Raw genomic sequence first — 21124 nt, forward strand, 5'->3', positions numbered from 1 at the left:
GGTTCAAGCCTGACAGGATGGAAGGCGCGTGGCACTCCGATTCTTGCCGAGCAATGTGCGCTTGATCGCCTACGCTCGCCACAGGTACCAGGACGCCACCGTGCGGTAAGGGCTCCAGCCGCCGCCCAACGACCGCAACTGCGCAGGTGTTGGCGCCTTGTCCATACCCTTGAGCCGCCGGTACCCCTCTCGCACGCCAAAATCGTCCACCGGCAGAATGTCGGAGCGCTCCAGGCAGTAAATCAAGAGCATCTCCACCGTCCAGCGGCCAACACCGCGCAGGCTGACCAAACGCTCGATCAGCGCATCATCCGTCAAGGCCAGGGCCTGTTCGCGGCTGGGCACGATACCGTCCAGCCGCGCCTGGGCGATGCCCTGCACGGTCGCCAGCTTGCTGGCGGAGAACCCACAGGCGCGCAGTACATCAGCCGGTGTGGCCAGCAACTGCTCAGGGGCGGGAAACGCAGCCTCAGGAAACAAGGCCAGCATCCGCGCCAGGATCGCCTCGGCCGCCCGGGCGTGCAGTTGCTGGTACGCCACCGCACGCACCAGCGCTTCGAAGGGTTCACGCTCGGGCGCCGCGCTGTGCAGGCAGGGGCCGATGGCAGCGATATGCCGGGCCCAGTCCGGGTCCAGGGCGGCGAGAAAATCCGTGGCTTCACGGTAGGCCACGGGCGAGAGGTCGGCGTGGATCATGCGCAGTGCCCTCCAGTGATCGGAAAACACCCAGCTTAGACCAATCGCTTAGCGGCTAAACGACGGATCTTGCGCGGGTAATTTCGCTGTCAACGGCCTTACGCCGTGGCGCCTTCCTCGCGGGGAGCCCGCTCCCATTGGTATCCCTCAGGCCCGCTGGGAGCGAACTTATTCCGCGACGGCGCACCGCTCTCAGTCTGTCACAGCCCGCAGCTTGGCCGCCCGTCGATACGACTGCCGGGCAAAGCACACGAACAGCCCCGCCATCAGCGCCAGTGCCATCGGCAGCCCGTGGGGCGCCACATCCATCGCCGCGCCGCTGACCAGCGGCCCGACCAGGCTGCCGACACCCCACAGCAAGCCGACGCTGGCGTTGGCGGTGACCAGGTCCTGACCCTTGAAGCGCTGGCCGATCAGCACCAGCGCCAGGGTGTAGATGCCACCGGCCACCGCCCCCAGCAATACCAGCATTGGCCAGAGCAACCAGGTTGCCTGAAGCAGCCACGGCAGGCCGATGCCGATCGACATGGCCACCAGGCCGCACACCAGGTGCAGCCCAGTGCGCTCGACCCGGTCTGCCAGCCAGCCCAGAGGCAATTGGAAGATCATGTCGCCGGCGAACACCACCGTCACCATCAGCGCCGCCACGCCTACGGCAAAGCCATGACTACTGGCATACACCGGCAGCAACGACAGCACCACGGCATCGAAGAAGGAGAAGAACAGCACCGCCACACACAGCGCTGGCGCCACGCGGAAGAAACCGGCCAGGGTGAAACTCTTTTCGCCCTCCTCGCCATGCTCCACATGATCGTTGGGCACCGTCAGCACGATGCACAGCAAGGCCAGACCATAGCAGGCCGTCACCACGCCGGTGACCCAAGGGCTGTTGGCACCGACCAGCGCCAGCATCGCCGGGCCCAGCACCTGGAAACCGGTGAAACTGGTGGCGTACAGCGCCATGATCTTGCCGCGATTGTGATCCGGGCACAGCTCGTTGACCCAGGATTCGCCCAGGATGATCGCGATCCCCATGCCAACCCCCAACGCCAGGCGCAGCAGCGCCAGGTGCCAAATTGAGGCGAACGACCATTCCAGCAAGGCGATGCTCAGGGTGCACGGACTGAAGCACAGCAGGTAGATGGTGCGCCGGGTCAGGTGCCGGCAGCAGGCGTCGACCATGAACGCCGAGAGCATCATCCCTGCCGCCGGAATGGCCGAGATGATGCCGATTTCAAGGGTACTGGCCCCCGCCTCGTGAAGGCGCAACGAGACCAGCGGCAAGCTCGCCCCCAGGCTGAAGCCCACCACCGACACGGCGAACAACAGGCCCGCCAGCAAACGCATGTTCATGTACCACTCCTTGCACGCCACCCGCCGGCACCCACGTGCGCCGGTCGGCTGGAAACCACTGAAAAGATGTGCGAACGCAGGCGCCCAGGCTCACGCCGAGAAGGCGAGGCACAGCCGAGCGCGAATCAGTTCAGGGCAAGGTGTGGCGAGAAAGTGAAGGCGAACAGCACGCTGCGTCGACGCTTGAGCACCGTGTCGCTCGGCCACGTGCGACGTGCAGCCTGGAAAGCAGGCTGGCGAACAAGGCGAAGGAACAGGGAACAGCGCATTGCATCGACTACGTGGGAAGAAAAGAGGCGGCACTCTAGGCCAAGGGCCGCCGACTCGTCAATCTCGGGACCGCCAGGCGGTCCCAAGGTCATCAGCGCTTGCCGGTGGACGGCAAGAACACCGCCAGCAAACCGAACAACGGCAGGTACGAACACAGCCCGTACACGTACTCGATCCCCCGCAGGTCGGCCAGGTACCCGAGCAATGCTGCCCCGATGCCCCCGAACCCGAACATCAGGCCAAAGAAGATCCCGGCGATCATGCCGACACTCCCCGGTACCAGTTCCTGGGCGTACACCACGATCGCCGAGAAGGCCGACGCGAGGATGAAGCCGATCACGACACTGAGCACGGTGGTCCAGAACAGGTCGGCGTAGGGCAGCACCAGGGTGAATGGCGCCACGCCCAGGATGGAGAACCAGATCACCGCCTTGCGCCCGATGCGGTCGCCGATCGGCCCGCCAAAGAACGTCCCGGCCGCCACCGCGCCGAGGAACAGGAACAGGTGCAACTGGGAGCTGGCGACCGACAGGTCGAACTTCTCGATCAAGTAGAAGGTGAAGTAGCTGGTGAAACTGGCCATGTAGAAGTACTTGGAGAACACCAGCAGGCCAAGCACCACCAGCGCCAGGATCACCCGCTGGCGGGGAATGCCATTGCTGGCCTGCACGGCCTTGCGCGCCTTGAGCTGGTTGAGGTGGCCGGTGTACCAGCGGCGCAGCAGCAAGGTCACGGCAAAGAAGAACAACCCGGCCAGGCCGAACCAGGCCACGTGGGTCTGGCCGAAGGGAATGACAATGGCCGCCGCCAGCAGCGGGCCAAAGGCCGAGCCGGCATTGCCGCCGACCTGGAACGTCGACTGGGCCAGGCCAAAACGTCCGCCCGAGGCCAGCCGGGCGATCCGCGAGGTCTCAGGGTGGAAGGTCGACGAACCAATGCCTACCAGCGCCGAGGCCAGAAGGATCATGGGGAAACTGCCGACGAACGCCAGCATCACGATCCCGACCAAGGTACACACCGTGCCCAGCGGCAACAGGTTCGGCGTCGGTCGCCGGTCAGTGAAGAAGCCCACCCAGGGTTGCAACAGCGAGGCGGTGACCTGGAAGGTCAGGGTGATCAGGCCGATCTGGGCAAAGCTCAGGTCATAGTTCGCCTTGAGCATTGGATAGATGGCCGGCAATACCGACTGGATCAGATCGTTGATCAGATGCGCCAGCGCACAGAAGGCGATGATGCGCATCACCAGCGGGTTGGCTTGGGCCGTCGCGCTGGTGGCGGTGGAAGTCTGGGCGCTGCTGGTGGCCATGGCAGGGAGTCCGTCCGCGAATTTGGGATCCGATTATCCGGAAACAAGTAGATAGATAGCTACCTTTTTATATCGTCGCCACAGCCTTTGCAGCGGCGTGTCAGTGATGACGTCAACCTCGCCCCCCACACAGCGCGCAGAACGCTTGGCTGGCGAACAGCATTTGCACCTGCCCAAGGTGCTCGGCCATTGCCTGGTGGTACGTTGATCCGGGCTTTCTGGCTAAGCGATTGAAAGCGCGTAAATTTTTTTTGAAATGAGTGTTGACACAATCGCGTTTCAGGCGAATAATGCGCGCCACTTGGCTACATAGCTCAGTCGGTTAGAGCACGGCATTCATAATGCCGGTGTCCGGGGTTCAAGTCCCTGTGTAGCCACCATATTGAAAAGGGCTTATCGAAAGATAAGCCCTTTTTCTTTGCCCGCGAAAAACCGCACGTCCCGCCACAACTCATCGCACCCCCGCCGCCATCATCGCGACACCCAGCCCGATCAGGGCCACGCCGATCACCCGATCAACCATCACCTGTCGCTCGATCATTGCCTTGCGCAGCACTGTACTGGAAAAAAACACTGCCACCAGACTGAACCACACCCAATGGGCGAACGACATGAACGCACCATAGGCAAAGTCCAGGGCCATCGGGCTTCCGGGCTGCACCACCTGGGTATAGGCACTGACCACGAACAGCATGGTCTTGGGGTTCAGCGCATTGGTCAGAAAGCCCGTGCGAAGTGCCTTCAGCGCGCTCACCTGGCCGGCCTGCGCAAGGTCGTCGAGACTGATCCGCGCGGTGTTGGTCAGCGATTGATAGCCCAGGTAGATCAGGTACCCCGCACCCAGCACCTTCATGATCATGAACAACAGCGGGCTCTGACTGATGATCACGGCAATGCCCAGAACCGTGTACAGCACATGCACCTGCACCCCCAAAGCGATGCCGACGGCGGCGGCAAGACCCGCCTTGCGTCCCTGTGCATAACTGCTGCGGGTGACCATGGCGAAATCGGCGCCGGGGCTGATGACAGCCAACACAGTGAACAGGGCGACAGCGATCAGTTCATTCACGAAAAGCTCCTCGATAGGCGATGAAAAAACACAGATGCGCCAATTATCTAGGGCTTATCCACAGGCAAAAATCGATTTATAGTGCGATGAATCCGCTAGTTTTCTTCACAGATTGGGGAGCGGACTCACTCTCGAAGCCGCGGTGTTCTCCTCGCGCGGCTGAGCCCACTCCCACAAGGCTGTCGCGCCGATACGATCATGAAACTGCCGCCACTTACCGCTTTTCGTTACTTCGACATCGCCGCCGAAACCGAAAGCTTCGTGCGCGCCGCCGAGCGCCTGCATGTGACCCATGGCGCCGTCAGCCGCCAGGTGCGACTGCTGGAAGAGAGCCTTGGCGTCGAACTGTTCGAACGACGCAACCGGGCGATCTTCCTCACCCCTGCGGGCCGGACGCTGCACAGCACCACCCAGTCGATATTCGAGCAACTGGAAGGCACCGTGCAGCGCCTGCAAACACAGGAGCGCGATAACGTACTGGTGTTGTCATGCGAACCGACCATCGCCATGCGTTGGCTGATTCCGCGCCTGCCCCGCTTCCACGCCGCCCACCCAGACCTGCAACTGCACCTGGTAGCCGCCGGCGGCCCGGTGGACTTCGCCCGTGCCGGCGTCGACCTGGCCCTGCGCCGTGACGACTTTCATTGGGACCGGCAACTGCATAGCCTGAAGATCTGCGACGAATGGATCGGCCCCGTCTGCCAACCCAACCTGAGCAGCAGGCTCGACGGGCAACGTCTGCTACACAGCGCCACCCGTCCCAACGCCTGGGCTACCTGGCTGCGTCTGAACGACAGGCAAACCCGAGATACCGAGCGAAGCGACTTCGAGCATTTCTACCTGTCCATCCAAGCCGCCAGCGCGGGCCTGGGCCTGGCGATTGCGTCGGCCCTGATGGTGCGCGACGAACTCGACAGCGGGCAGCTACAGGCGCCGTTTAGCTTCTTGCGCGATGGCTCTGCCTACCACCTGCTCAGCCCCCGACCATTGGAGGCCGGTGACAAGCGCCAGCGCTTTGCCACATGGGTGGTTCAAGAATGCCAGAGCTGCTTGGCTCACTTGGGCTTGATGCAAAACGACGAGCCCGAGTGACCGTCGCCGCCCCACGTCCGAAACCCTGCAGTATCCAGATGGATGCGCCCCGTCGGGTAACGCCCCAGCCCCATGTTCCAGGCTTGGCCGTACTGCTGCCAGAAGCGGCATAGCGGATTGGGATCCGACCAGGCTGGCAGGAGCAGGTCGACGGCGAAGGCGCGCGCATGGGCACTGCCCACCGCTCCGCCCGCACAGGCGTTCAGGCGAGGATCGCGATAGGCCGAGACCACTTCGAACTGGCGCAGAACGCGTTGCTCGTCGAGCGTCTTGAGCAACGCCAGGGTAGAACGCACCTGAGGCCACTGGGCAGCCGGCGGCACGGCGAAGGGCGAGGCCCGGCACAGGCGCCAGTCCGACGCCGAGCGCAGCAGTTGGTGGATCGGCACCACGCCATATAGGCGCGCATCCACCAGCATCTGGCGAAAGGCACGGGTCTCATGGTCACCCGCCCACTGGGCGAACATCCACAGGTCTCGATCATCGGCGCAGGCTTGAGCGCCCATTACCAGACTTGCCGCCAGCGCCGCCAGTGTCGTGCCTTTCATCTGCCACCCCTGTGCCCACCCTTTCATCGAGTAAAGCACGAGACCTGCGCCGCAGATGGCGGGTTACTCCAGAGGCCGCAGGCGATACTGGGGCGGCAACTGGGCAAAGCCGCTGATGGTGGTGTCCAGGCTCTTCCAGCGACCATCCTTGATGCCATAGATGCAGCCATGAATGGACAGGTCCTGCCCTCGATGCCAGGCGTTCTGCACGATGCTGGTATGAGCCACGTTGGCGACCTGCTGGATGACATTGAGCTCGCACATCCGATCGACCTTGGCCTCTTCACTTTCCAACTTGGCCAACTCGCCGCGCTTTTCGTAGTACAGGTCGCGAATCGAACGCAACCAGCCATCGATCAGGCCCAACTGCCGGTCCTGCATGGCCGCCCGTACACCACCGCAGCCATAGTGGCCGGTGACCAGGATATGCTTGACCTTGAGTACCTCGACCGCGTACTGGATCACCGACAGGCAGTTCAGATCGGTGTGCAGCACCACGTTGGCGACGTTGCGATGCACGAACAAATCCCCCGGCAGCATGCCGACGATCTCGTTGGCCGGCACGCGGGCATCGGAGCAGCCGATCCAGAGGAATTCAGGGGTTTGCTGACGGGCCAGCTTGGCAAAGAAGTCCGGGTCGCGCTGCTTGATCGCATCGGCCCAGCGTTCGTTGTTGTCGATCAGTTCCTGCAAGTCATGCATGGTCGTTGCCTCATCAGGGTATGGCTGTGTGACACGACCTGGCCCTGCGAGGTCACTCTTCGAGCAGGGTGCAGGCCATCACCAGGGCGTCTTCGCGACCGCCCGCGACAGGGTAGTAATCCCGGCGCCGGCCGATTTCGTTGAATCCGTAGCGCTCATACAGACGATAGGCCGACTGGTTGCTCGCGCGCACTTCCAGGAAGCATTCACGACCATTGAGCTGGTAGGCCCGCGCCATCAGGTGCTCGAGCAGGCGCAGCCCCAGGCCGCATCCCTGGTTCTCCGGCTTGACGGTGATATTGAGCAGGTGCGCTTCGTCGATGATCACATTGATCACGCCATGCCCCACCTGCTGCTGGCCGTCGAACATCAGCCACACTTCGTAGGATTTGAGCGCATCCTGAAAGATCCCGCGGGTCCAGGGATGACTGAACGCGGCATATTCGATCTTAAGCACGGCATCCAGATCCGCCTCGGTCATCCGGCGGAAACTGATCGAGTCACTCATTCAACGCTCTTCCAGCGCGCCATCAGCCGGCGCATCGCTTGCCAGACGTCCGCCTTGCGCTGCGGCTCGTCCATCAACAGTTCAAGGCCCGGCAAGGCCCAGGCATCGCCCAGGCCCTCGACCTTAAGTTCTTGGTAGTAGGCCTCGCCGTCGGCTTGGCCGGCGAAGCGCACGGCCGGCAGGCCGACCAGCCAGAGGCAGGTACAGGGCGCCTCTTCCAGGCGAGCCTGGATGAACCCTTGGACGAAATCCCGCGCCGCCTCAGGGCCCTGGTCCATGTTGCCACGCACCAACAATGGCCAGCGCACCGGTTCGCCGATGATCTGCGGTGCATCGGGCAGGCCGGCGGCACGTAGCATGTCCTTGAGCAGCAGGTAGGACGGGTCGCGACTCTGGAACGGCTGGCCGGTCGCCAGCTCCACCAACAGCAGGCAACTGCCCGCGCGCAGCAACTGCAGGGCGAAACGCGGCGGCGGGACAGGTGCAGGCCGAGGTGCCGGAGCCTGCTCCTCGGCTTCGACAGGTTTGCTGGCCGGCTTGGGCACACTGCCGGGGCGGGGAATCTCGATCTTCGGTCGCTCGACCGAGCGGGCCTGGGGCCCAACTGGCGCCTCCCGGGACGGCTGTGCCGGTGGCTGCACGTCCCCGTGGAAATCCTCGACCGGCGCCAAGGGCGCCAGCAGCTCCGGACGCGATGGCGCGGCGAACGGCAATTCGGCGCGCGGCAGCCAATGCACCACTTGCATGGCGGAAAGGTAGGCGCGGCGGCGGGGCTCGGTCAGCAAGGCACAGGCATCCGGGGAACGAAAACAGTCGGCCATTCTAACGCCGTTACCCTGCAAGCGCCGCAACTGGTCGGCGGAAATTTGTTGCCTGCTCTGCTCCATTCGCGGGTAAACCCCATACAGCAGTCGCCACACGGCTTGTACTGTGCGTGGCACCTGGGCCCGCGAAGGGACCAATCAACGCTCAGCAAGCCTTCAGGCCATACCTCATTACAGACCAAGGGGTGAAATCCTCCCCCCCGGATGCAGTACAATCGCCCCTTTTATTTGGCAACGAGTCGACCCGCCAATGATCGAACCCAAGCGCGTCCTGCGCGCCCTAGCCGAACACTGGGCCCTGATCGAGCCGCTGTGCGAGCGTTTCGACCAGGGCACCCTGAGCCTGGTCGAACTGCGCCAGCAACTGGCCCGGCAGCAGGTGGAGAGCACGCCGCAGGACATCACCCAGCTGCTGGACGTATGGATACGCCTGGATATCCTGGTGCCGGTGGCCAAGAGCCCGAACCGCTTCGAGCTCAACGCCCAGATCCATGACTTCCTCGCCTACCTGCGTCGCGAGCATCGCCTGGGTCTGTGCCTGGAGATCGAAGCCTACCTGCGCCACCTGGAGCGCCTGGCCGGGCACATCCAGGACGCCTTCGACAACCGCGACAGCGACGACCTGGCGCGCCAACTGCGCCTGCTCGACATGCGCGTGCGCGATGTCCTGAAGAAGCTCGACAACGACGAACAGGCGCTGGTCGCCGTGGCCGAACGGGCCAAGACCAGCAACCGCCAGATCCCCCTTCGCCAGCGTTACGCTGAAGTCCTGGCCACCTGGGACGAATACGTCGAGCCGATGATCCAACTGGTCAATGCCGACGGCGCCTTCGAGCAGGGCGTGCGCAAGGTCGAGACCGTGCTGCTGCGCCTGCTAGGCGAGCAGGCACGCTTGGGCCACCTGGTCGACGACGACATGCTGCTGCGCACCCACGCGCGTATTCTCGAAATGCAGACCAGCGCCCAGCTCACCTTGCGCCACGCCCGAGAGCTGCTGCTGCCACTGCGCGAAGAAGCGCGCCGGCACAACGCCGTCACCCGTGGCGCGGCCCTGGCCCTGTCGGTGATCCGCCGCAAAGGCATCGACGCCGTGCCCCATGCGGCCATGCCGATGTTCACCCGCCCGCAGAGCACCTTCCTCGGCAGCGCCAGCCAGGTCGAGGCCTATGTGTATGCCCTGGCCCGCTTCGAGCCCAAGCCCGCGCGCTTCCCCAAGGCGCATAAGAGCCAGAAGGGCCCTTTGCCCCGCGCCCCGCGCACGGTCAAGGAAATGCTCGAACGCTGCGAGGATGCCCTGCCGTTGCCAGATCTCATGGTCTGGCTGCTCGAGCAGGAGCCCGAAGGCGCCACCGACGAATTGCTGTACTGGTTCTCGCGCCTGTCGCGGGAGAAGCGCTTTAGCCGCGAACGCCTGGACCGCCGCGAGTACACCACCCGCGAGCACCTGGTCAGCCTGCGCTCCTTCGCCCTGACCTCCAGCCGCGAAACCACGCCTGAATCCAACGCGAGCCCAGCCAATGCATCTTGATCTTTCCGAACTGTCCCAGCTCGCGCCCATCTTCCGCGAGCTGTTCAAAGGCTTTCACATAAGCCGCCGCGACCCTGAGCTGTATGCCCAGCTGTCGAACTTCCAGGACCAATACCGCACCCTGTTCAAGGCCCTGGGCTTCGAACTGGTGTGCGATACCCGCGGTTTCTATTACTTCGTGCCCGAGCAGGCCGCCGCGCAGGTCAACAAGACCGCCCAGCGCCTGTCGCTGTTCACCTTCATTCTGGTCGAGCACCTGGCCGACCAGGGGCGCGACCCGATGGCCGTGCTCGACGGCGGTAGCATCGGCCGCGATGAGCTGCCTTCACTGCTGGAAAAGTACCGCGACCTGTTCATCCAGGCCGAAGTACAGACCGTCGACGAACTGGAAGAAAAGATCCTGCGCCGCATGACCCAACTGGGCTTCGCCCACGAGGAGGGCGGCATCTACCGCTTCCTGCCGCCAATGCATCGCTTCCTCGACGTCTGCCTGTCGGTCCAGCAGGACCGCGACCTGGCCGCCAGCCTGCACAGCGACCTGCCGCTGCCAACGCCGGTACTGGTCGAGGAAGAGAGCCCGGAAGAACTCAACCGCACCGACGACCCGCTCGACCTATCACCGTTCGACGGCGAAGAGAGCGAGGAAGAAGCCCTGGCACGGGCCATTCGCGAAGAGCAACAGGAGATTGACGCATGAGCCAGGAACGCTACGGTATCCGCCGCTTCGCACTGCTCAACACCGCCGGCTACAGTCTGGGCCTGTTCCCCCTGGAGCAGCCGCTGTCGGTCTACGGTGCCAACAACCTCGGCAAATCCGCCTCGATCAACGCGTTGCAGTTCCCGATCCTGGCGCGCATGTCCGACATGAGTTTCGGCAAGTACAGCCTGGAGCAGTCGCGCCGGTTCTACTTCGCCAGCGACACCAGCTACATCCTTTGCGAACTGAACCTGCCCCACGGCCCGCATGTGATCGGCGTTGTCGGTCGCGGCCCAGGCGGCGGCTTCGGTCACCAGTTCTTCGCCTACCAGGGCCAGCTGGACCTGGCGCACTACCAAAAGAACGACACCTGCCTACGTCAGAAAGAGCTGTTCACCAACCTCGAGCAGCACGGCCTGAAGGCCTATGAACTCAAGCCGGACGAACTGCGCCGACTGCTGGTCGGCGGCCACACGTCGGTGCCGCTGGACCTGACCCTGATCCCGCTGCGCTCGACCAGCGAACAGAGCCTCAAGACCTTCCGCTCGCTGTTCATCAACCTGCTGCACATGCGCGAAATCACCGCGGCCAAGCTCAAGCAGCTGTTCCTCGATGCCTTCGAGCACAGCCTGCGCTCGGGCAGCGTCGACTACATCGCCGCCTGCGAAGAAGCCTTCCGCGACGTGCGCCGCATGGAGCAGGACTACAACGCCCTGGTCGCCGCTGGCCCGCTGGTCGAGGCCCTGGCTGGTGGCGTCGCCCAGCGCGACATCCTGCGCGGCAAGCTGCACCGCCTTTCGCCCCTGCTCGACAACCTGCTGGGCACCTGGCAGGAATACGCCATGGCGCGCAAGGAAGAGCTGGTCATCCAGGCCGAGCACTTCCGGGGCGAGCAGGACCGTCTGCAGAACGATCAGCGTGGCGGCACTCAGGAACTGATGCGCCTGGAGCGCGAGATCACCGGCATCCAGCGCTGGCTCGGCGAGCTGTCGGTGCTCAAGCACCGCTTCGCCCTGGTCGAGGACGCCAAGGTCCTGGAGCAGCAACTGCTGGCTGCCAAGGACGCCCACGACGAACTGGCCGGCGCCCTGGCGCAGTCGCGCCAGTTCTCCGCTGAGGATCTCGACGAGCGCGTGCGCGATCTGGAAAAACGCCTCAAGCAGGTCAAGCAGCAGCTCGACCATGCCGACAACAACAGCTATGCCCGCCTGCGCGAGGAGTTCTCCCAGCAGGACGTCGATCGCCTGATGCGCCTGTTCAACGGTGCGCTGTTCAGCCTGCCACTGGGCGATCGCGGCATCGAGCTGGATGACAGCGATATCTGGGTCAAGACCCTCGAAGCAGTGCTCGACAGTTTCAAGGGCGAGCGTTTCGAAGTGCCTGGCCTGTCCATCGACCTGTCGCACATCGACCCACCGGCCCTGCAGGCCCTGGCAGACCGCGCCGCCCTGCGCGACCAGAAAGAACGCCTGGAAAAAGAACTCAAGCAGCTCAAGACCCAGCAGGCCGTCGCTGCCGACCGCAGCGCGAGCAAGGCCCAGACCGAGGCCCTGTACCAGCAGGTGCTCGATGCCCAGAAGGCCCTGGAGGACTTCCGCCGCAGCGAAACCCTGAGCGCCGAAGAGCCTGAAAAGATGGAGCAACTGGCGCAACTGGAAGCCGCCCAGGACGAACTCAAGCGCTCCAGCGACGCCTTCACCGAACGCGTCCAGCAACTGTCGGCCAAGCTGCAATTGGTCGGCCGCCAGATCGCCGACCTCGAAGCCAAGCAGCGCACCCTCGACGACGCCCTGCGCCGCCGCCAGTTGCTGCCGGCCGATCTGCCGTTCGGCACGCCATTCATGGAGGCGGTCGACGACTCCATGGACAACCTGCTGCCACTGCTCAACGACTATCAGGACAGCTGGCAGGCGCTGCAACGCGTGGACAACCAGATCGAGGCGCTGTACGCCCAGGTACGCCTAAAGGGCGTGGCCAAGTTCGACAGCGAAGACGACATGGAGCGCCGCCTGCAGCTACTGATCAACGCCTACTCGCACCGCACCGAAGAGGCCCTGACCCTGGCCAAGGCCCGTCGCGCGGCGGTTACCGACATCGCCCGGACCCTGCGCAACATCCGCAGCGACTACGACAGCCTCGAACATCAACTGGCGCTGTTCAACCGCGAGATCAACAAGCGCCAGGTGTCCAACCTGGAAAGCTTCCGCGTGGTCCTTGCACCGAACAAGGAAGCGCTCAAGCACATCGACCAGATCATCCACAGCGCCGGCCAGTACGAGGAAGGCGAGACCCTGTCGGTGTTCGATCTGACCCAGAGTGCCGAGCAGGATCACAAGAACGAAGAGGCCAAGGAATACCTGGCACGGCTGGTGGCGGCCAACCACAACCAGTTGGGCCTGAAGGACCTCTTCGAGCTGGCCTTCGAGATCACCAAGATCAACAGCCAGCCCGTGATCCACGCCGACATCGATGGCGCCGCGTCCAACGGCACCACCATGACCATCAAGGCGCTGACCAACATGTACCTGTTGCTGCACCTGATGGACCGTGACCTGGCCGGGCGCATCCGTCTGCCCTACTACCTCGACGAAGCGGCGGACATCGACGAACGCAACCAGGCGGCATTGCTGGAAACCAGCCAGCAGTTGGGCTTCGTGCCAATCCTGGCGAGCGTCAAGCCGCAGGTGTCGGCGCGGGTGGCGATCGATCTGGAAGGCGGTAGCGGGCCGAACGGCATCTATATCGACGAGGCGGACTGGAAATTCATCAGCCGTATCGATGAAGTGAAGGCGATCGTGCGTGAGGATGAGGCCGAGGAGCTGGCCTGATTCGGTAAACAAGGGCCGCTTTGCGGCCCTTTCGCGGCACAAGGCCGCTCACGCGCACTCGTCTAGGAGCGGCCTAGTGCCGCGATAGGAGGCCAGAGGCCTCCCATTCGGTATTACTGGGCCCACGGCAAGATCGGAATCGCCGTCACCGCATTCTGCGGGCTGCCTTCGATCAGCCGGTCGCTGTACACCAGGTACACCAGCGTGTTGCGCTTCTTGTCGAGAAAGCGCACCACCTGCATGGTCTTGAATACCAGCGAAGTGCGCTCTTTGAACACTTCCTCGCCGTCCTTCAACTCGCCCTTGAAGTTGATCGGCCCCACCTGACGGCAGGCAATCGACGCCTCCGCCCGATCCTCGGCCAAGCCCAGCCCACCTTTCACACCGCCAGTCTTGGCCCGCGACAGGTAGCAGGTCACACCCTCGACCTTCGGATCGTCGAAAGCCTCGACCACGATACGATCGTTCGGCCCGAGAAACTTGAACACAGTGGATACCTGGCCGATCTCGTCGGCGCCGACCAACATCGGCAGCGCCAAGGCTGCCACGGCAATGATCCTTTTCAGCACACCCACCTCCTCAGACCAGCACCAGGTTGTCGCGGTGCACCAGCTCCGGTTCGGCGCTGTAGCCCAGCAGGCTCTCGATGGCGTCGGAAGGCTGGCCGATGATCTTCTGCGCCTCCAGGGCGCTGTAGTTGGCCAGGCCACGGGCCACTTCACGGCCATCGGGAGCTACGCAGACCACCATCTCGCCACGGCGGAAGCTGCCTTGAACGGTCTTCACGCCGACCGGCAGCAGGCTCTTGTTCGATTCGCGCAGAGCCTTCACGGCGCCATCGTCCAGCACCAGCGTCCCGCGGGTCTGCAGATGGCCGGCCAGCCACTGCTTGCGTGCGGCGAGCATGCCGCGCTCGGGCGACAGCAGGGTACCCAGGCGCTCGCCGGCCTTCAGGCGATCCAGGACACGCTCGATGCGGCCACCGATGATGATGGTATGAGCACCGGAACGAGCGGCCAGGCGGGCGGCGCGCAGTTTGGTCTGCATGCCGCCACGACCGAGGGCGCCACCGGTACCGCCGGCAACGGCATCGAGCGACGGGTCATCGGCACGGGCCTCATAGATCAGCTGCGCCTCGGGGTTGTTGCGCGGGTCGGCATCGAACATGCCATCACGGTCGGTGAGGATCACCAGCAGGTCAGCCTCCACCAGGTTGGCCACCAGGGCGGCCAGAGTGTCGTTGTCGCCGAAGCGGATCTCGTCGGTGACCACGGTGTCATTCTCGTTGATCACCGGGACCACACCCAGGTCGACCAAGGTACGCAGGGTGCTGCGGGCATTGAGGTAACGCTTGCGGTCGGAAAGGTCGTCGTGGGTCAGAAGAATTTGCGCGGTGTGCTTACCATGCTCGCCGAAGCTCGACTCCCACGCCTGCACCAGGCGCATCTGGCCAATGGAAGCGGCGGCCTGTAGCTCGTTCATTGCGCTCGGTCGCGAGGTCCAGCCCAGTTGGCTCATGCCCGCTGCCACGGCCCCGGAGGAGACCAGCACCAATTCCACACCTGCTTCCCGCAGTGCGACCATCTGCTCGACCCAGACGGCCATGGCGCCGCGGTCGAGGCCTTTGCCATCCGCCGTCAGCAGAGCGCTGCCGATCTTCACGACCCAGCGCTTGGCGCCTGTCACCTTGCTTCGCATCTTCTCTTCCAACCTATGTCGAATCTGTAGATACCGTAGATACAAAAACGCCGCTCGTTCGAGCGGCGTTTAGTGTACTGCAACCGATCAGTCGCGCACGTAAATGATTTCCGGGCCGTCTTCGTCGTCCTCGAAATCATCCCAATCATCGTCGTCGCCGATGTCATGCACACTCTTGACGCCAGTGCGGCGCAGGGTGCGCGCATCATCCAGCGCCTGCAGCTGGGCACGGGCCTCGTCTTCAATGCGCTGGTCGAGTTCGGCCAGTTCCTCGGCGTAGGCCGGATCATTGGCCAGGCGGTCGGCACGGTCTTCCAGGTAACGCATCAGGTCGTGGCTGAGCTGCTCGGTGCCCTGCTTGGCAATGGCCGAGATCACATAGACCGGGCCATCCCAGTTCAAGCGCTCGACGACTTCCTTGACGCGCTCCTCGCGCTCCTCGTCCAGGATCATGTCGGCCTTGTTCAGCACCAGCCAGCGCTCGCGATCGACCAGGGCCGGACTGAACTGCGCCAGCTCGTTGAGGATGATTTCAGCGGCATCGGCCGGGCTGCTGCCGTCGAGCGGAGCGAGGTCGACCAGGTGCAACAGCACGCGGGTACGCGCCAGGTGCTTGAGGAAGCGGATACCCAGGCCAGCGCCATCGGAGGCACCTTCGATCAGGCCCGGGATGTCGGCGATGACGAAGCTCTTCCAGCGATCGACGCTGACCACACCCAGGTTCGGCACCAAGGTGGTGAACGGGTAGTCGGCGACTTTCGGCTTGGCTGCGGAGACCGCGCGGATGAAGGTGCTCTTGCCGGCGTTCGGCAGGCCCAGCAGACCGACATCGGCCAGAACCTTCAGCTCCATCTTCAGGTCGCGCTGCTCACCTGGCTTGCCTGGCGTGGTCTGGCGCGGCGCACGGTTGGTACTGGACTTGAAGCGGGTATTACCCAGACCGTGCCAGCCGCCCTGTGCGACCATCAGCTTCTGCCCTGGGGTGACCAGATCCCCGATGACTTCCTGGGTCGAGGCGTCGATCACGGTGGTGCCGACCGGCACACGCAGGAACAGGTCCTCGCCCTTCTTGCCGGTGCAGTCGGTGCTGCCACCGTTCTGACCACGCTGGGCTTCGTGGTGACGGGTATAGCGGTAGTCGACCAGAGTGTTGAGGTTCTCGTCGGCAACCATGTACACCGAGCCGCCGTCGCCACCGTCACCACCGTTGGGGCCACCGTTCTCGATGAACTTCTCGCGGCGGAAGCTCATGCAACCATTGCCGCCATCACCGGCCTTGACCCGGATCGATACTTCGTCAACAAACTTCATAAAAACCGCCTCTCGCCTTCCGGCGAGCTGAATACTTGAAAACCTGAGGCTCTTGCAAAAATGAGCGCGGCGGCCCCGTACGACCGTAGAAACCCACGCCGGCAGCCCATACAAACAGCTTTGCAAGAGGCTCACCACAAACGAAAAAGCCCCGTCGCATGACGGGGCTTTTGAAGCGACGTCGCGATTAGGCTGCGACGATGCTCACGTAACGGCGGTTGAACTCGCCTTTCTTCTCGAACTTGATCACGCCTTCGATCTTGGCGAACAGAGTGTGATCCTTGCCCATACCAACGCCGTAGCCGGCGTGGAATTCGGTGCCGCGCTGGCGGACGATGATGTTGCCCGGCTTGATAACCTGGCCACCATACATCTTCACGCCAAGGCGTTTCGATTCTGAGTCGCGACCGTTACGAGTACTACCACCAGCCTTTTTGTGTGCCATGGTTCAATTCTCCAATAAATTCAGGGGATCGGGGCGATTAAGCCTGGATACCGGTGATTTTGATCTCGGTGAACCACTGGCGGTGGCCCATGCGCTTCATGTGGTGCTTACGACGACGGAACTTGATGATGCGAACCTTGTCGTGACGGCCTTGCGAAACGACTTCAGCCACAACCTTGGCACCTGCGACGACTGGAGCGCCGATGGTGACTTCTTCGCCGTTGGCGACCAGCAGAACGCGATCGAAGGTCACGGATTCGCCAGTGGCGACTTCCAGCTTCTCGATCTTGAGGAATTCACCTTCAGCGACTTTGTACTGCTTGCCGCCGGTAACGATTACTGCGTAAGACATTGGGTATTTCTCCGATAATCCTGCTCACCCAGCGCTTTATATGATGAGTATTGGCTGGCATGGCTGCACTGGGCTGGAACGGCCCGGTGCAATTGCGTAAGGCAGGTGCTGCCCAGGAAGTTAGGGTGCGCGATTGTACGCAACCCAATAAATGCTTGCAAGTGGCGGCCAGGGGCCACGGGCACCGCGCCTTGACACACCGGGACCCGCGACCTAGCATGCCGCGCAACCTCAATGGAGCAGCCGATGCAACCCCAAACCTTCTACCGCGCGGTAGCTGACGATTTCAGCGCCGTCGACGAGATCATCAAGAAGCAGCTGACCTCGCGCGTGCCGCTGGTATCGAAGATCGGCGACTATATCACGTCCGCTGGCGGCAAGCGCCTGCGCCCCCTGCTGGTACTGCTGTGCGGCAAGGCCCTGGGCCGCGAGGGCGACGACCTGCGCCTGCTGGCGGCAACCATCGAGTTCCTGCACACCGCCACCCTGCTGCACGACGACGTGGTCGACATGTCCGGCATGCGCCGTGGCCGCTCCACCGCCAACGCCCTGTGGGGTAACGCCCCGAGCGTGCTGGTCGGCGACTTCCTCTACTCGCGCTCGTTCGAGATGATGGTCGAACTGGGCTCGATGCCGGTCATGCAGATCCTCTCCAAGGCCACCCGGGTGATCGCCGAGGGCGAAGTGCTGCAGTTGTCGCGCGTTCGCGATGCCAGCACCACTGAAGAGGTCTACATGGACGTCATCCGTGGCAAGACCGCGATGCTGTTCGAAGCGTCCACCCACAGCGCCGCTGCGCTGGCCGGTGCCAGCGATGAACAGCGCGAGGCCCTGCGCACCTTCGGTGACCACTTGGGCGTGGCTTTCCAGCTGGTCGACGACCTGCTGGACTACAAGGGCGACTCGCAGACCCTGGGCAAGAACGTCGGCGACGACCTGGCCGAGGGCAAGCCTACCTTGCCGCTGATCTACACCATGCGCGAAGGCACCGCCGAACAGGCCGCTCTGGTACGCCAGGCAATTCAGAAAGGCGGAATCGAGGACCTGGAGCAGATCCGCGTCGCCGTCGAAGCCTCCGGTGCCCTGGACTACACTGCCCAGCTGGCCCGCGACTACGTCAAGCGCGCCATCGAATGCCTGGAAGTGCTGCCGGCCAGCGAGTACCGCGATGCCCTGATCGAACTGAGCGAATTTGCGGTAGCCCGTACCCACTAAAGATCGCATCAGCCCTCATTCGCGGGTAAACCCGCTCCCGCAAGTACGCTACTTGTAGGAGCGGGTTTACCCGCGATGCATTTGTGCAGGCAAAACACACTATCCGATCAAAACCTTATACAATGTGGGCCTTAATCCCGTTTGTCTTGAGGAACCCCTGTGAGCACTTTGCCACCTTGTCCCAAATGCAACTCCGAATACACCTATGAGGATGGCACCCAGCTGATCTGCCCCGAATGCGCCCACGAGTGGTCGGCCAATGGCGAAGCTGAAGCCGCCAGCGACGATGTGGTGAAGAAGGATTCGGTCGGCAATGTCCTGCAGGATGGCGACACCGTCACCGTCATCAAGGACCTCAAGGTCAAGGGTTCGTCCCTGGTAGTGAAGGTCGGCACCAAGGTCAAGAACATCCGCCTGTGCGACGGCGACCACGATATCGACTGCAAGATCGACGGCATCGGCGCCATGAAGCTGAAGTCCGAGTTCGTGCGCAAGGTCTGATCCCCGCACCGGGGCTGCCACCCAGGCAGCCCCATCGTATCCTGCAACAAGTTCCCTACCCCGCCCGGAAGAAAACTTCCAATAGGGACTTGCTATTCATGTAATAAGAATTATTCTCATTGGAAGCGCATTCCAAGGAGAACAGCCATGACCTATCTCATCGATGCCTGGCTCGACCGGCCCCACCCCTACCTCCGTATCCTGCACCGCGAAACAGGCGAAGTCTGCGCCGTACTCGAGCAAGAAGCGCTCGACGAGTTGCGCGACCAGGGCGACCTGGACCTCAATGGCCTGAATTCAAGCGAACCGGGAGTGCTCAAGGAGTTGGTGCGAAATCTGTTTCTGTATTGCTATGCCCGGGCATTGCGCCCAGGGGGAACAGAGTGGAGCTAAGGGGCTCGCCCAGCGCCACTGCAGGCTTGACCTGCTCCCACCCGTATTGGCAGTGGGAGCGGGCGTGTCCCGCGATTAGGCCGCCAGGCGGCCTCAACGCTATTACAGGACGTCGAGCAGCTCGACGTCGAACACCAGCACGCTGTGCGGCGGGATGCTGCCGACGCCTTGGGCGCCATAAGCCAGCTCGCTCGGCACGTACAGACGCCATTTGCTGCCGGCGTTCATCAGTTGCAGGGCCTCGGTCCAGCCAGCGATCACGCCACCGACCGGGAATTCAGCCGGCTGGCCACGATCGTAGGAACTGTCGAACACAGTGCCGTCGATCAGGGTGCCGTGGTAGTGGGTACGCACGTTGTCTTCGCGCGTCGGCTTGGCGCCTTCGCCCGCGGTCAGGACTTCGTACTGCAGGCCCGACGCCAGGGTAGTGATGCCGTCACGCTTAGCGTTATCGACCAAGAATTGCTTGCCAGCGGCAGCGGCGGCTTCGGCCTTGGCCGCAGCTTCGGCTTGCATCAGTTCACGGATGACCTTGAAGCTGGCCGACAGATCGGCTTCGCTGACACGGCTCTCGGCGCCGTTGAAAGCGTCGGTCAGACCGGCCAGGATGGCGTCCAGGCTGACGCCTGGTGGCGGGTTGTCACGCAGTTGACCGCCCAGCTGACGGCCAATGCCATAGCTGACGCGCGTTTCGTCGGTGCTCAGGTTCAGTTCGGACATTTCACTCTCCGCTTGAGGGCGAAGGAAATCCGCCCTGCATGAAAAAGGGCAAGAAGCCTAGCACACAGCGGCGTAGTGATTCAGCAATCAGGGCTACCAGGCCGAACGCTGGGAGATCGGCACCTTCAGGTCTTCCTCCGGATGCGACCCCATACCGCACATTTCATCCTGCACGGACCAGTGCACGAGGTTCATGGACAACAGCGGCAAAGCGTTGAGCAATTGCCGCGCATCCTCCACTGAGTGCACCCGCAGCCGTTCGCCACGACCATCTGCCAGCGGGTGGGCATGGCCGTGGACCCGGGCCTCGAGCAGATAGTCACCACCCTCGATGGCGATCAGATTGAGTTCTTCGACATGGCCAGCCCTGGCTTCGACATTGAGCTGTTGCAGGTTCATGAGAGCACCTCACAAGTGGGAACCATGCATGACTGCTCATTTTTTGTACACAGGCTGAAAAATCACAAGCCATGAACGCAACCGCCCGTCCGTTTGGCAACGGACAGGCGGCGGTACAGCGCTCGGCGACAGCGGCGATCAGTGCTTGGTGAGCTTGTCCAGATAGCCCATGACGAATGCCGAAACCACGAAGGTCATGTGGATGATCACATACCACATCAGGTAGTCGGTGGAGATGTTCTGGGCATCCATGAACACCCGCAACAGGTGAATCGAGGAAATTGCCACGATGGAGGCCGCGACTTTCATCTTCAGCGAGGAAGAGTCCATCTTGCCCAGCCAGTTGAGCTTCTCTTTGTTGTCGTCGATATCCAGCTGCGAGACGAAGTTCTCGTAGCCAGAGATCATCACCATCACCAAGAGGCCACCGACCAGCGACATGTCGATCAGCGACAGGATCACCAGGATCAGGTCGGCCTCGCTCAGGGCGAAAACGTTGGGCAAGACGTGGATGACTTCCTGGAAGAACTTCAGCGCCAGGGCCAGCAAGCCCAAGGACAGGCCGAAGTAGATGGGGGCGAGCAGCCAACGCGAGGCATACATCGCATTTTCAAGGATACGTTCCATGGGGGAGATAGAGACTCGTCAGATGGCGAAAAAACGAGCGCG

General features: G+C 62.9%; 23 protein-coding genes and 1 tRNA gene. 8 read left to right on the forward strand and 16 right to left on the reverse strand.

Going from position 1 to position 21124, the window contains the following annotated elements; translation table 11 throughout:
- Window positions 1-69 precede the first annotated feature (69 nt).
- From IEC33019_RS20090 to IEC33019_RS20100, 3 genes are all read right to left on the reverse strand, one after another.
- Entirely contained in the window at window positions 70-696 is a 627-nt protein-coding gene (locus IEC33019_RS20090; RefSeq protein WP_070092729.1) for a DNA-3-methyladenine glycosylase family protein, read from the reverse strand.
- Between the two features lie 192 nt (window positions 697-888).
- Window positions 889-2049, reverse strand: a complete 1161-nt coding sequence (locus IEC33019_RS20095; RefSeq protein ID WP_099593869.1) for an MFS transporter — start codon at window positions 2047-2049, stop codon at window positions 889-891.
- 361 nt (window positions 2050-2410) lie between these two features.
- The gene (locus IEC33019_RS20100; RefSeq protein WP_070092731.1) at window positions 2411-3625 is read right to left on the reverse strand and encodes an MFS transporter; all 1215 of its coding nucleotides are present in this window, start codon (window positions 3623-3625) and stop codon (window positions 2411-2413) included.
- Window positions 3626-3928: 303 nt separating this feature from the next.
- Between IEC33019_RS20100 and IEC33019_RS20105 the strand changes: the two genes are divergently transcribed.
- A tRNA-Met gene (locus tag IEC33019_RS20105) sits at window positions 3929-4005 on the forward strand.
- A gap of 71 nt (window positions 4006-4076) precedes the next feature.
- Here IEC33019_RS20105 and IEC33019_RS20110 read toward each other — a convergent pair.
- Complete coding sequence (locus IEC33019_RS20110) at window positions 4077-4694, reverse strand: LysE family translocator (RefSeq protein ID WP_070092732.1); 618 nt, start codon at window positions 4692-4694, stop codon at window positions 4077-4079.
- A gap of 198 nt (window positions 4695-4892) precedes the next feature.
- Between IEC33019_RS20110 and IEC33019_RS20115 the strand changes: the two genes are divergently transcribed.
- Window positions 4893-5786: a LysR substrate-binding domain-containing protein gene (locus IEC33019_RS20115; protein ID WP_070092733.1), complete on the forward strand. Its 894-nt coding sequence runs from the start codon at window positions 4893-4895 to the stop codon at window positions 5784-5786.
- Here the strand turns inward: IEC33019_RS20115 and IEC33019_RS20120 are convergent.
- From IEC33019_RS20120 to IEC33019_RS20135, 4 genes are all read right to left on the reverse strand, one after another.
- Complete coding sequence (locus tag IEC33019_RS20120; protein WP_216641843.1) at window positions 5750-6334, reverse strand: D-Ala-D-Ala carboxypeptidase family metallohydrolase; 585 nt, start codon at window positions 6332-6334, stop codon at window positions 5750-5752. The two genes, IEC33019_RS20115 and IEC33019_RS20120, sit on opposite strands and share 37 nt — an antisense overlap.
- A 63-nt stretch (window positions 6335-6397) precedes the next feature.
- Window positions 6398-7036, reverse strand: a complete 639-nt coding sequence (gene can, locus IEC33019_RS20125; protein ID WP_070092734.1) for a carbonate dehydratase — start codon at window positions 7034-7036, stop codon at window positions 6398-6400.
- A gap of 52 nt (window positions 7037-7088) precedes the next feature.
- Window positions 7089-7544, reverse strand: a complete 456-nt coding sequence (gene rimI / locus IEC33019_RS20130) for a ribosomal protein S18-alanine N-acetyltransferase (protein WP_070092735.1) — start codon at window positions 7542-7544, stop codon at window positions 7089-7091.
- A complete protein-coding gene (locus tag IEC33019_RS20135) occupies window positions 7541-8329 on the reverse strand; it encodes an energy transducer TonB (RefSeq protein ID WP_070092774.1) in 789 nt (262 codons plus the stop codon). The genes rimI and IEC33019_RS20135 overlap by 4 nt, the downstream gene beginning before the upstream one ends.
- Window positions 8330-8618: 289 nt before the next feature.
- Here IEC33019_RS20135 and mksB point away from each other — a divergent pair, with 289 nt between their 5' ends.
- Genes mksB through mksF form a run of 3 tightly spaced genes read left to right on the forward strand, consistent with a single transcriptional unit; the run spans window position 8619 to window position 13421 of the window.
- A complete protein-coding gene (gene mksB, locus IEC33019_RS20140; protein WP_043208486.1) occupies window positions 8619-9896 on the forward strand; it encodes an Mks condensin complex protein MksB in 1278 nt (425 codons plus the stop codon).
- Window positions 9886-10593, forward strand: coding sequence for an Mks condensin complex protein MksE (mksE, locus tag IEC33019_RS20145; RefSeq protein ID WP_070092736.1), 708 nt, complete (start codon window positions 9886-9888; stop codon window positions 10591-10593). Before mksB ends, mksE begins: the two co-directional genes overlap by 11 nt.
- A complete protein-coding gene (mksF, locus tag IEC33019_RS20150; RefSeq protein ID WP_070092737.1) occupies window positions 10590-13421 on the forward strand; it encodes an Mks condensin complex protein MksF in 2832 nt (943 codons plus the stop codon). The genes mksE and mksF overlap by 4 nt, the downstream gene beginning before the upstream one ends.
- 113 nt (window positions 13422-13534) lie before the next feature.
- On the opposite strand, the gene IEC33019_RS20155 is transcribed toward mksF, so the two are convergent.
- The 5 genes from IEC33019_RS20155 to rplU all read right to left on the reverse strand — a co-directional run bounded on the left by IEC33019_RS20155 (window position 13535) and on the right by rplU (window position 17227).
- Window positions 13535-13948, reverse strand: a complete 414-nt coding sequence (locus tag IEC33019_RS20155; RefSeq protein WP_170831783.1) for a CreA family protein — start codon at window positions 13946-13948, stop codon at window positions 13535-13537.
- Window positions 13949-14000: 52 nt separating this feature from the next.
- Window positions 14001-15119: a glutamate 5-kinase gene (gene proB / locus IEC33019_RS20160; protein WP_070092739.1), complete on the reverse strand. Its 1119-nt coding sequence runs from the start codon at window positions 15117-15119 to the stop codon at window positions 14001-14003.
- Between the two features lie 87 nt (window positions 15120-15206).
- Window positions 15207-16430 (reverse strand): Obg family GTPase CgtA, encoded by a 1224-nt coding sequence (gene cgtA, locus IEC33019_RS20165; protein WP_070092740.1) that lies wholly within the window; start codon window positions 16428-16430, stop codon window positions 15207-15209.
- Window positions 16431-16617: 187 nt separating this feature from the next.
- Complete coding sequence (gene rpmA / locus IEC33019_RS20170) at window positions 16618-16875, reverse strand: 50S ribosomal protein L27 (RefSeq protein WP_070092741.1); 258 nt, start codon at window positions 16873-16875, stop codon at window positions 16618-16620.
- A gap of 37 nt (window positions 16876-16912) precedes the next feature.
- Window positions 16913-17227: a 50S ribosomal protein L21 gene (gene rplU / locus IEC33019_RS20175; RefSeq protein ID WP_003247466.1), complete on the reverse strand. Its 315-nt coding sequence runs from the start codon at window positions 17225-17227 to the stop codon at window positions 16913-16915.
- 246 nt (window positions 17228-17473) lie between these two features.
- On the opposite strand from rplU, the gene IEC33019_RS20180 reads away from it, so the two are divergent.
- The 3 genes from IEC33019_RS20180 (at window position 17474) to IEC33019_RS20190 (ending at window position 19336) form a co-directional block, all read left to right on the forward strand.
- On the forward strand, window positions 17474-18442 hold the full coding sequence (locus tag IEC33019_RS20180) for a polyprenyl synthetase family protein (protein WP_070092742.1): 969 nt from the start codon (window positions 17474-17476) through the stop codon (window positions 18440-18442).
- A 159-nt stretch (window positions 18443-18601) separates the two neighbouring features.
- Complete coding sequence (locus tag IEC33019_RS20185) at window positions 18602-18943, forward strand: zinc ribbon domain-containing protein YjdM (RefSeq protein WP_043208469.1); 342 nt, start codon at window positions 18602-18604, stop codon at window positions 18941-18943.
- A gap of 147 nt (window positions 18944-19090) precedes the next feature.
- Complete coding sequence (locus IEC33019_RS20190) at window positions 19091-19336, forward strand: PA4570 family protein (RefSeq protein WP_070092743.1); 246 nt, start codon at window positions 19091-19093, stop codon at window positions 19334-19336.
- A gap of 102 nt (window positions 19337-19438) precedes the next feature.
- Here the strand turns inward: IEC33019_RS20190 and IEC33019_RS20195 are convergent, their stop codons facing one another.
- From IEC33019_RS20195 to IEC33019_RS20205, 3 genes are all read right to left on the reverse strand, one after another.
- The gene (locus IEC33019_RS20195; RefSeq protein WP_070092744.1) at window positions 19439-20056 is read right to left on the reverse strand and encodes an FKBP-type peptidyl-prolyl cis-trans isomerase; all 618 of its coding nucleotides are present in this window, start codon (window positions 20054-20056) and stop codon (window positions 19439-19441) included.
- Window positions 20057-20149: 93 nt separating this feature from the next.
- Window positions 20150-20455 (reverse strand): DUF6482 family protein, encoded by a 306-nt coding sequence (locus IEC33019_RS20200; RefSeq protein WP_070092745.1) that lies wholly within the window; start codon window positions 20453-20455, stop codon window positions 20150-20152.
- Between the two features lie 138 nt (window positions 20456-20593).
- Window positions 20594-21082, reverse strand: a complete 489-nt coding sequence (locus IEC33019_RS20205; RefSeq protein WP_043208460.1) for a TIGR00645 family protein — start codon at window positions 21080-21082, stop codon at window positions 20594-20596.
- Window positions 21083-21124 lie beyond the last annotated feature (42 nt).

Origin of the sequence: Pseudomonas putida, from assembly GCF_002741075.1 — a bacterium.
In the GTDB taxonomy this organism is placed as follows: Bacteria; Pseudomonadota; Gammaproteobacteria; order Pseudomonadales; family Pseudomonadaceae; genus Aquipseudomonas; species Aquipseudomonas putida_T.

Bases quoted from the DNA above. Each gene is read 5' to 3' on its own strand.
- proB (WP_070092739.1), bottom strand. From the start codon at position 15,119: ATGCGAAGCAAGGTGACAGGCGCCAAGCGCTGGGTCGTGAAGATCGGC.
- rpmA (WP_070092741.1), bottom strand. From the start codon at position 16,875: ATGGCACACAAAAAGGCTGGTGGTAGTACTCGTAACGGTCGCGACTCA.
- IEC33019_RS20200 (WP_070092745.1), bottom strand. From the start codon at position 20,455: ATGAACCTGCAACAGCTCAATGTCGAAGCCAGGGCTGGCCATGTCGAA.
- cgtA (WP_070092740.1), bottom strand. From the start codon at position 16,430: ATGAAGTTTGTTGACGAAGTATCGATCCGGGTCAAGGCCGGTGATGGC.
- IEC33019_RS20180 (WP_070092742.1), top strand. From the start codon at position 17,474: ATGCAACCCCAAACCTTCTACCGCGCGGTAGCTGACGATTTCAGCGCC.
- IEC33019_RS20090 (WP_070092729.1), bottom strand. From the start codon at position 696: ATGATCCACGCCGACCTCTCGCCCGTGGCCTACCGTGAAGCCACGGAT.
- mksB (WP_043208486.1), top strand. From the start codon at position 8,619: ATGATCGAACCCAAGCGCGTCCTGCGCGCCCTAGCCGAACACTGGGCC.
- IEC33019_RS20100 (WP_070092731.1), bottom strand. From the start codon at position 3,625: ATGGCCACCAGCAGCGCCCAGACTTCCACCGCCACCAGCGCGACGGCC.
- rimI (WP_070092735.1), bottom strand. From the start codon at position 7,544: ATGAGTGACTCGATCAGTTTCCGCCGGATGACCGAGGCGGATCTGGAT.
- mksF (WP_070092737.1), top strand. From the start codon at position 10,590: ATGAGCCAGGAACGCTACGGTATCCGCCGCTTCGCACTGCTCAACACC.
- IEC33019_RS20195 (WP_070092744.1), bottom strand. From the start codon at position 20,056: ATGTCCGAACTGAACCTGAGCACCGACGAAACGCGCGTCAGCTATGGC.
- IEC33019_RS20155 (WP_170831783.1), bottom strand. From the start codon at position 13,948: ATGTTGGTCGGCGCCGACGAGATCGGCCAGGTATCCACTGTGTTCAAG.
- rplU (WP_003247466.1), bottom strand. From the start codon at position 17,227: ATGTCTTACGCAGTAATCGTTACCGGCGGCAAGCAGTACAAAGTCGCT.
- IEC33019_RS20205 (WP_043208460.1), bottom strand. From the start codon at position 21,082: ATGGAACGTATCCTTGAAAATGCGATGTATGCCTCGCGTTGGCTGCTC.
- IEC33019_RS20115 (WP_070092733.1), top strand. From the start codon at position 4,893: ATGAAACTGCCGCCACTTACCGCTTTTCGTTACTTCGACATCGCCGCC.
- IEC33019_RS20190 (WP_070092743.1), top strand. From the start codon at position 19,091: ATGACCTATCTCATCGATGCCTGGCTCGACCGGCCCCACCCCTACCTC.
- IEC33019_RS20095 (WP_099593869.1), bottom strand. From the start codon at position 2,049: ATGAACATGCGTTTGCTGGCGGGCCTGTTGTTCGCCGTGTCGGTGGTG.
- can (WP_070092734.1), bottom strand. From the start codon at position 7,036: ATGCATGACTTGCAGGAACTGATCGACAACAACGAACGCTGGGCCGAT.
- IEC33019_RS20120 (WP_216641843.1), bottom strand. From the start codon at position 6,334: ATGAAAGGCACGACACTGGCGGCGCTGGCGGCAAGTCTGGTAATGGGC.
- mksE (WP_070092736.1), top strand. From the start codon at position 9,886: ATGCATCTTGATCTTTCCGAACTGTCCCAGCTCGCGCCCATCTTCCGC.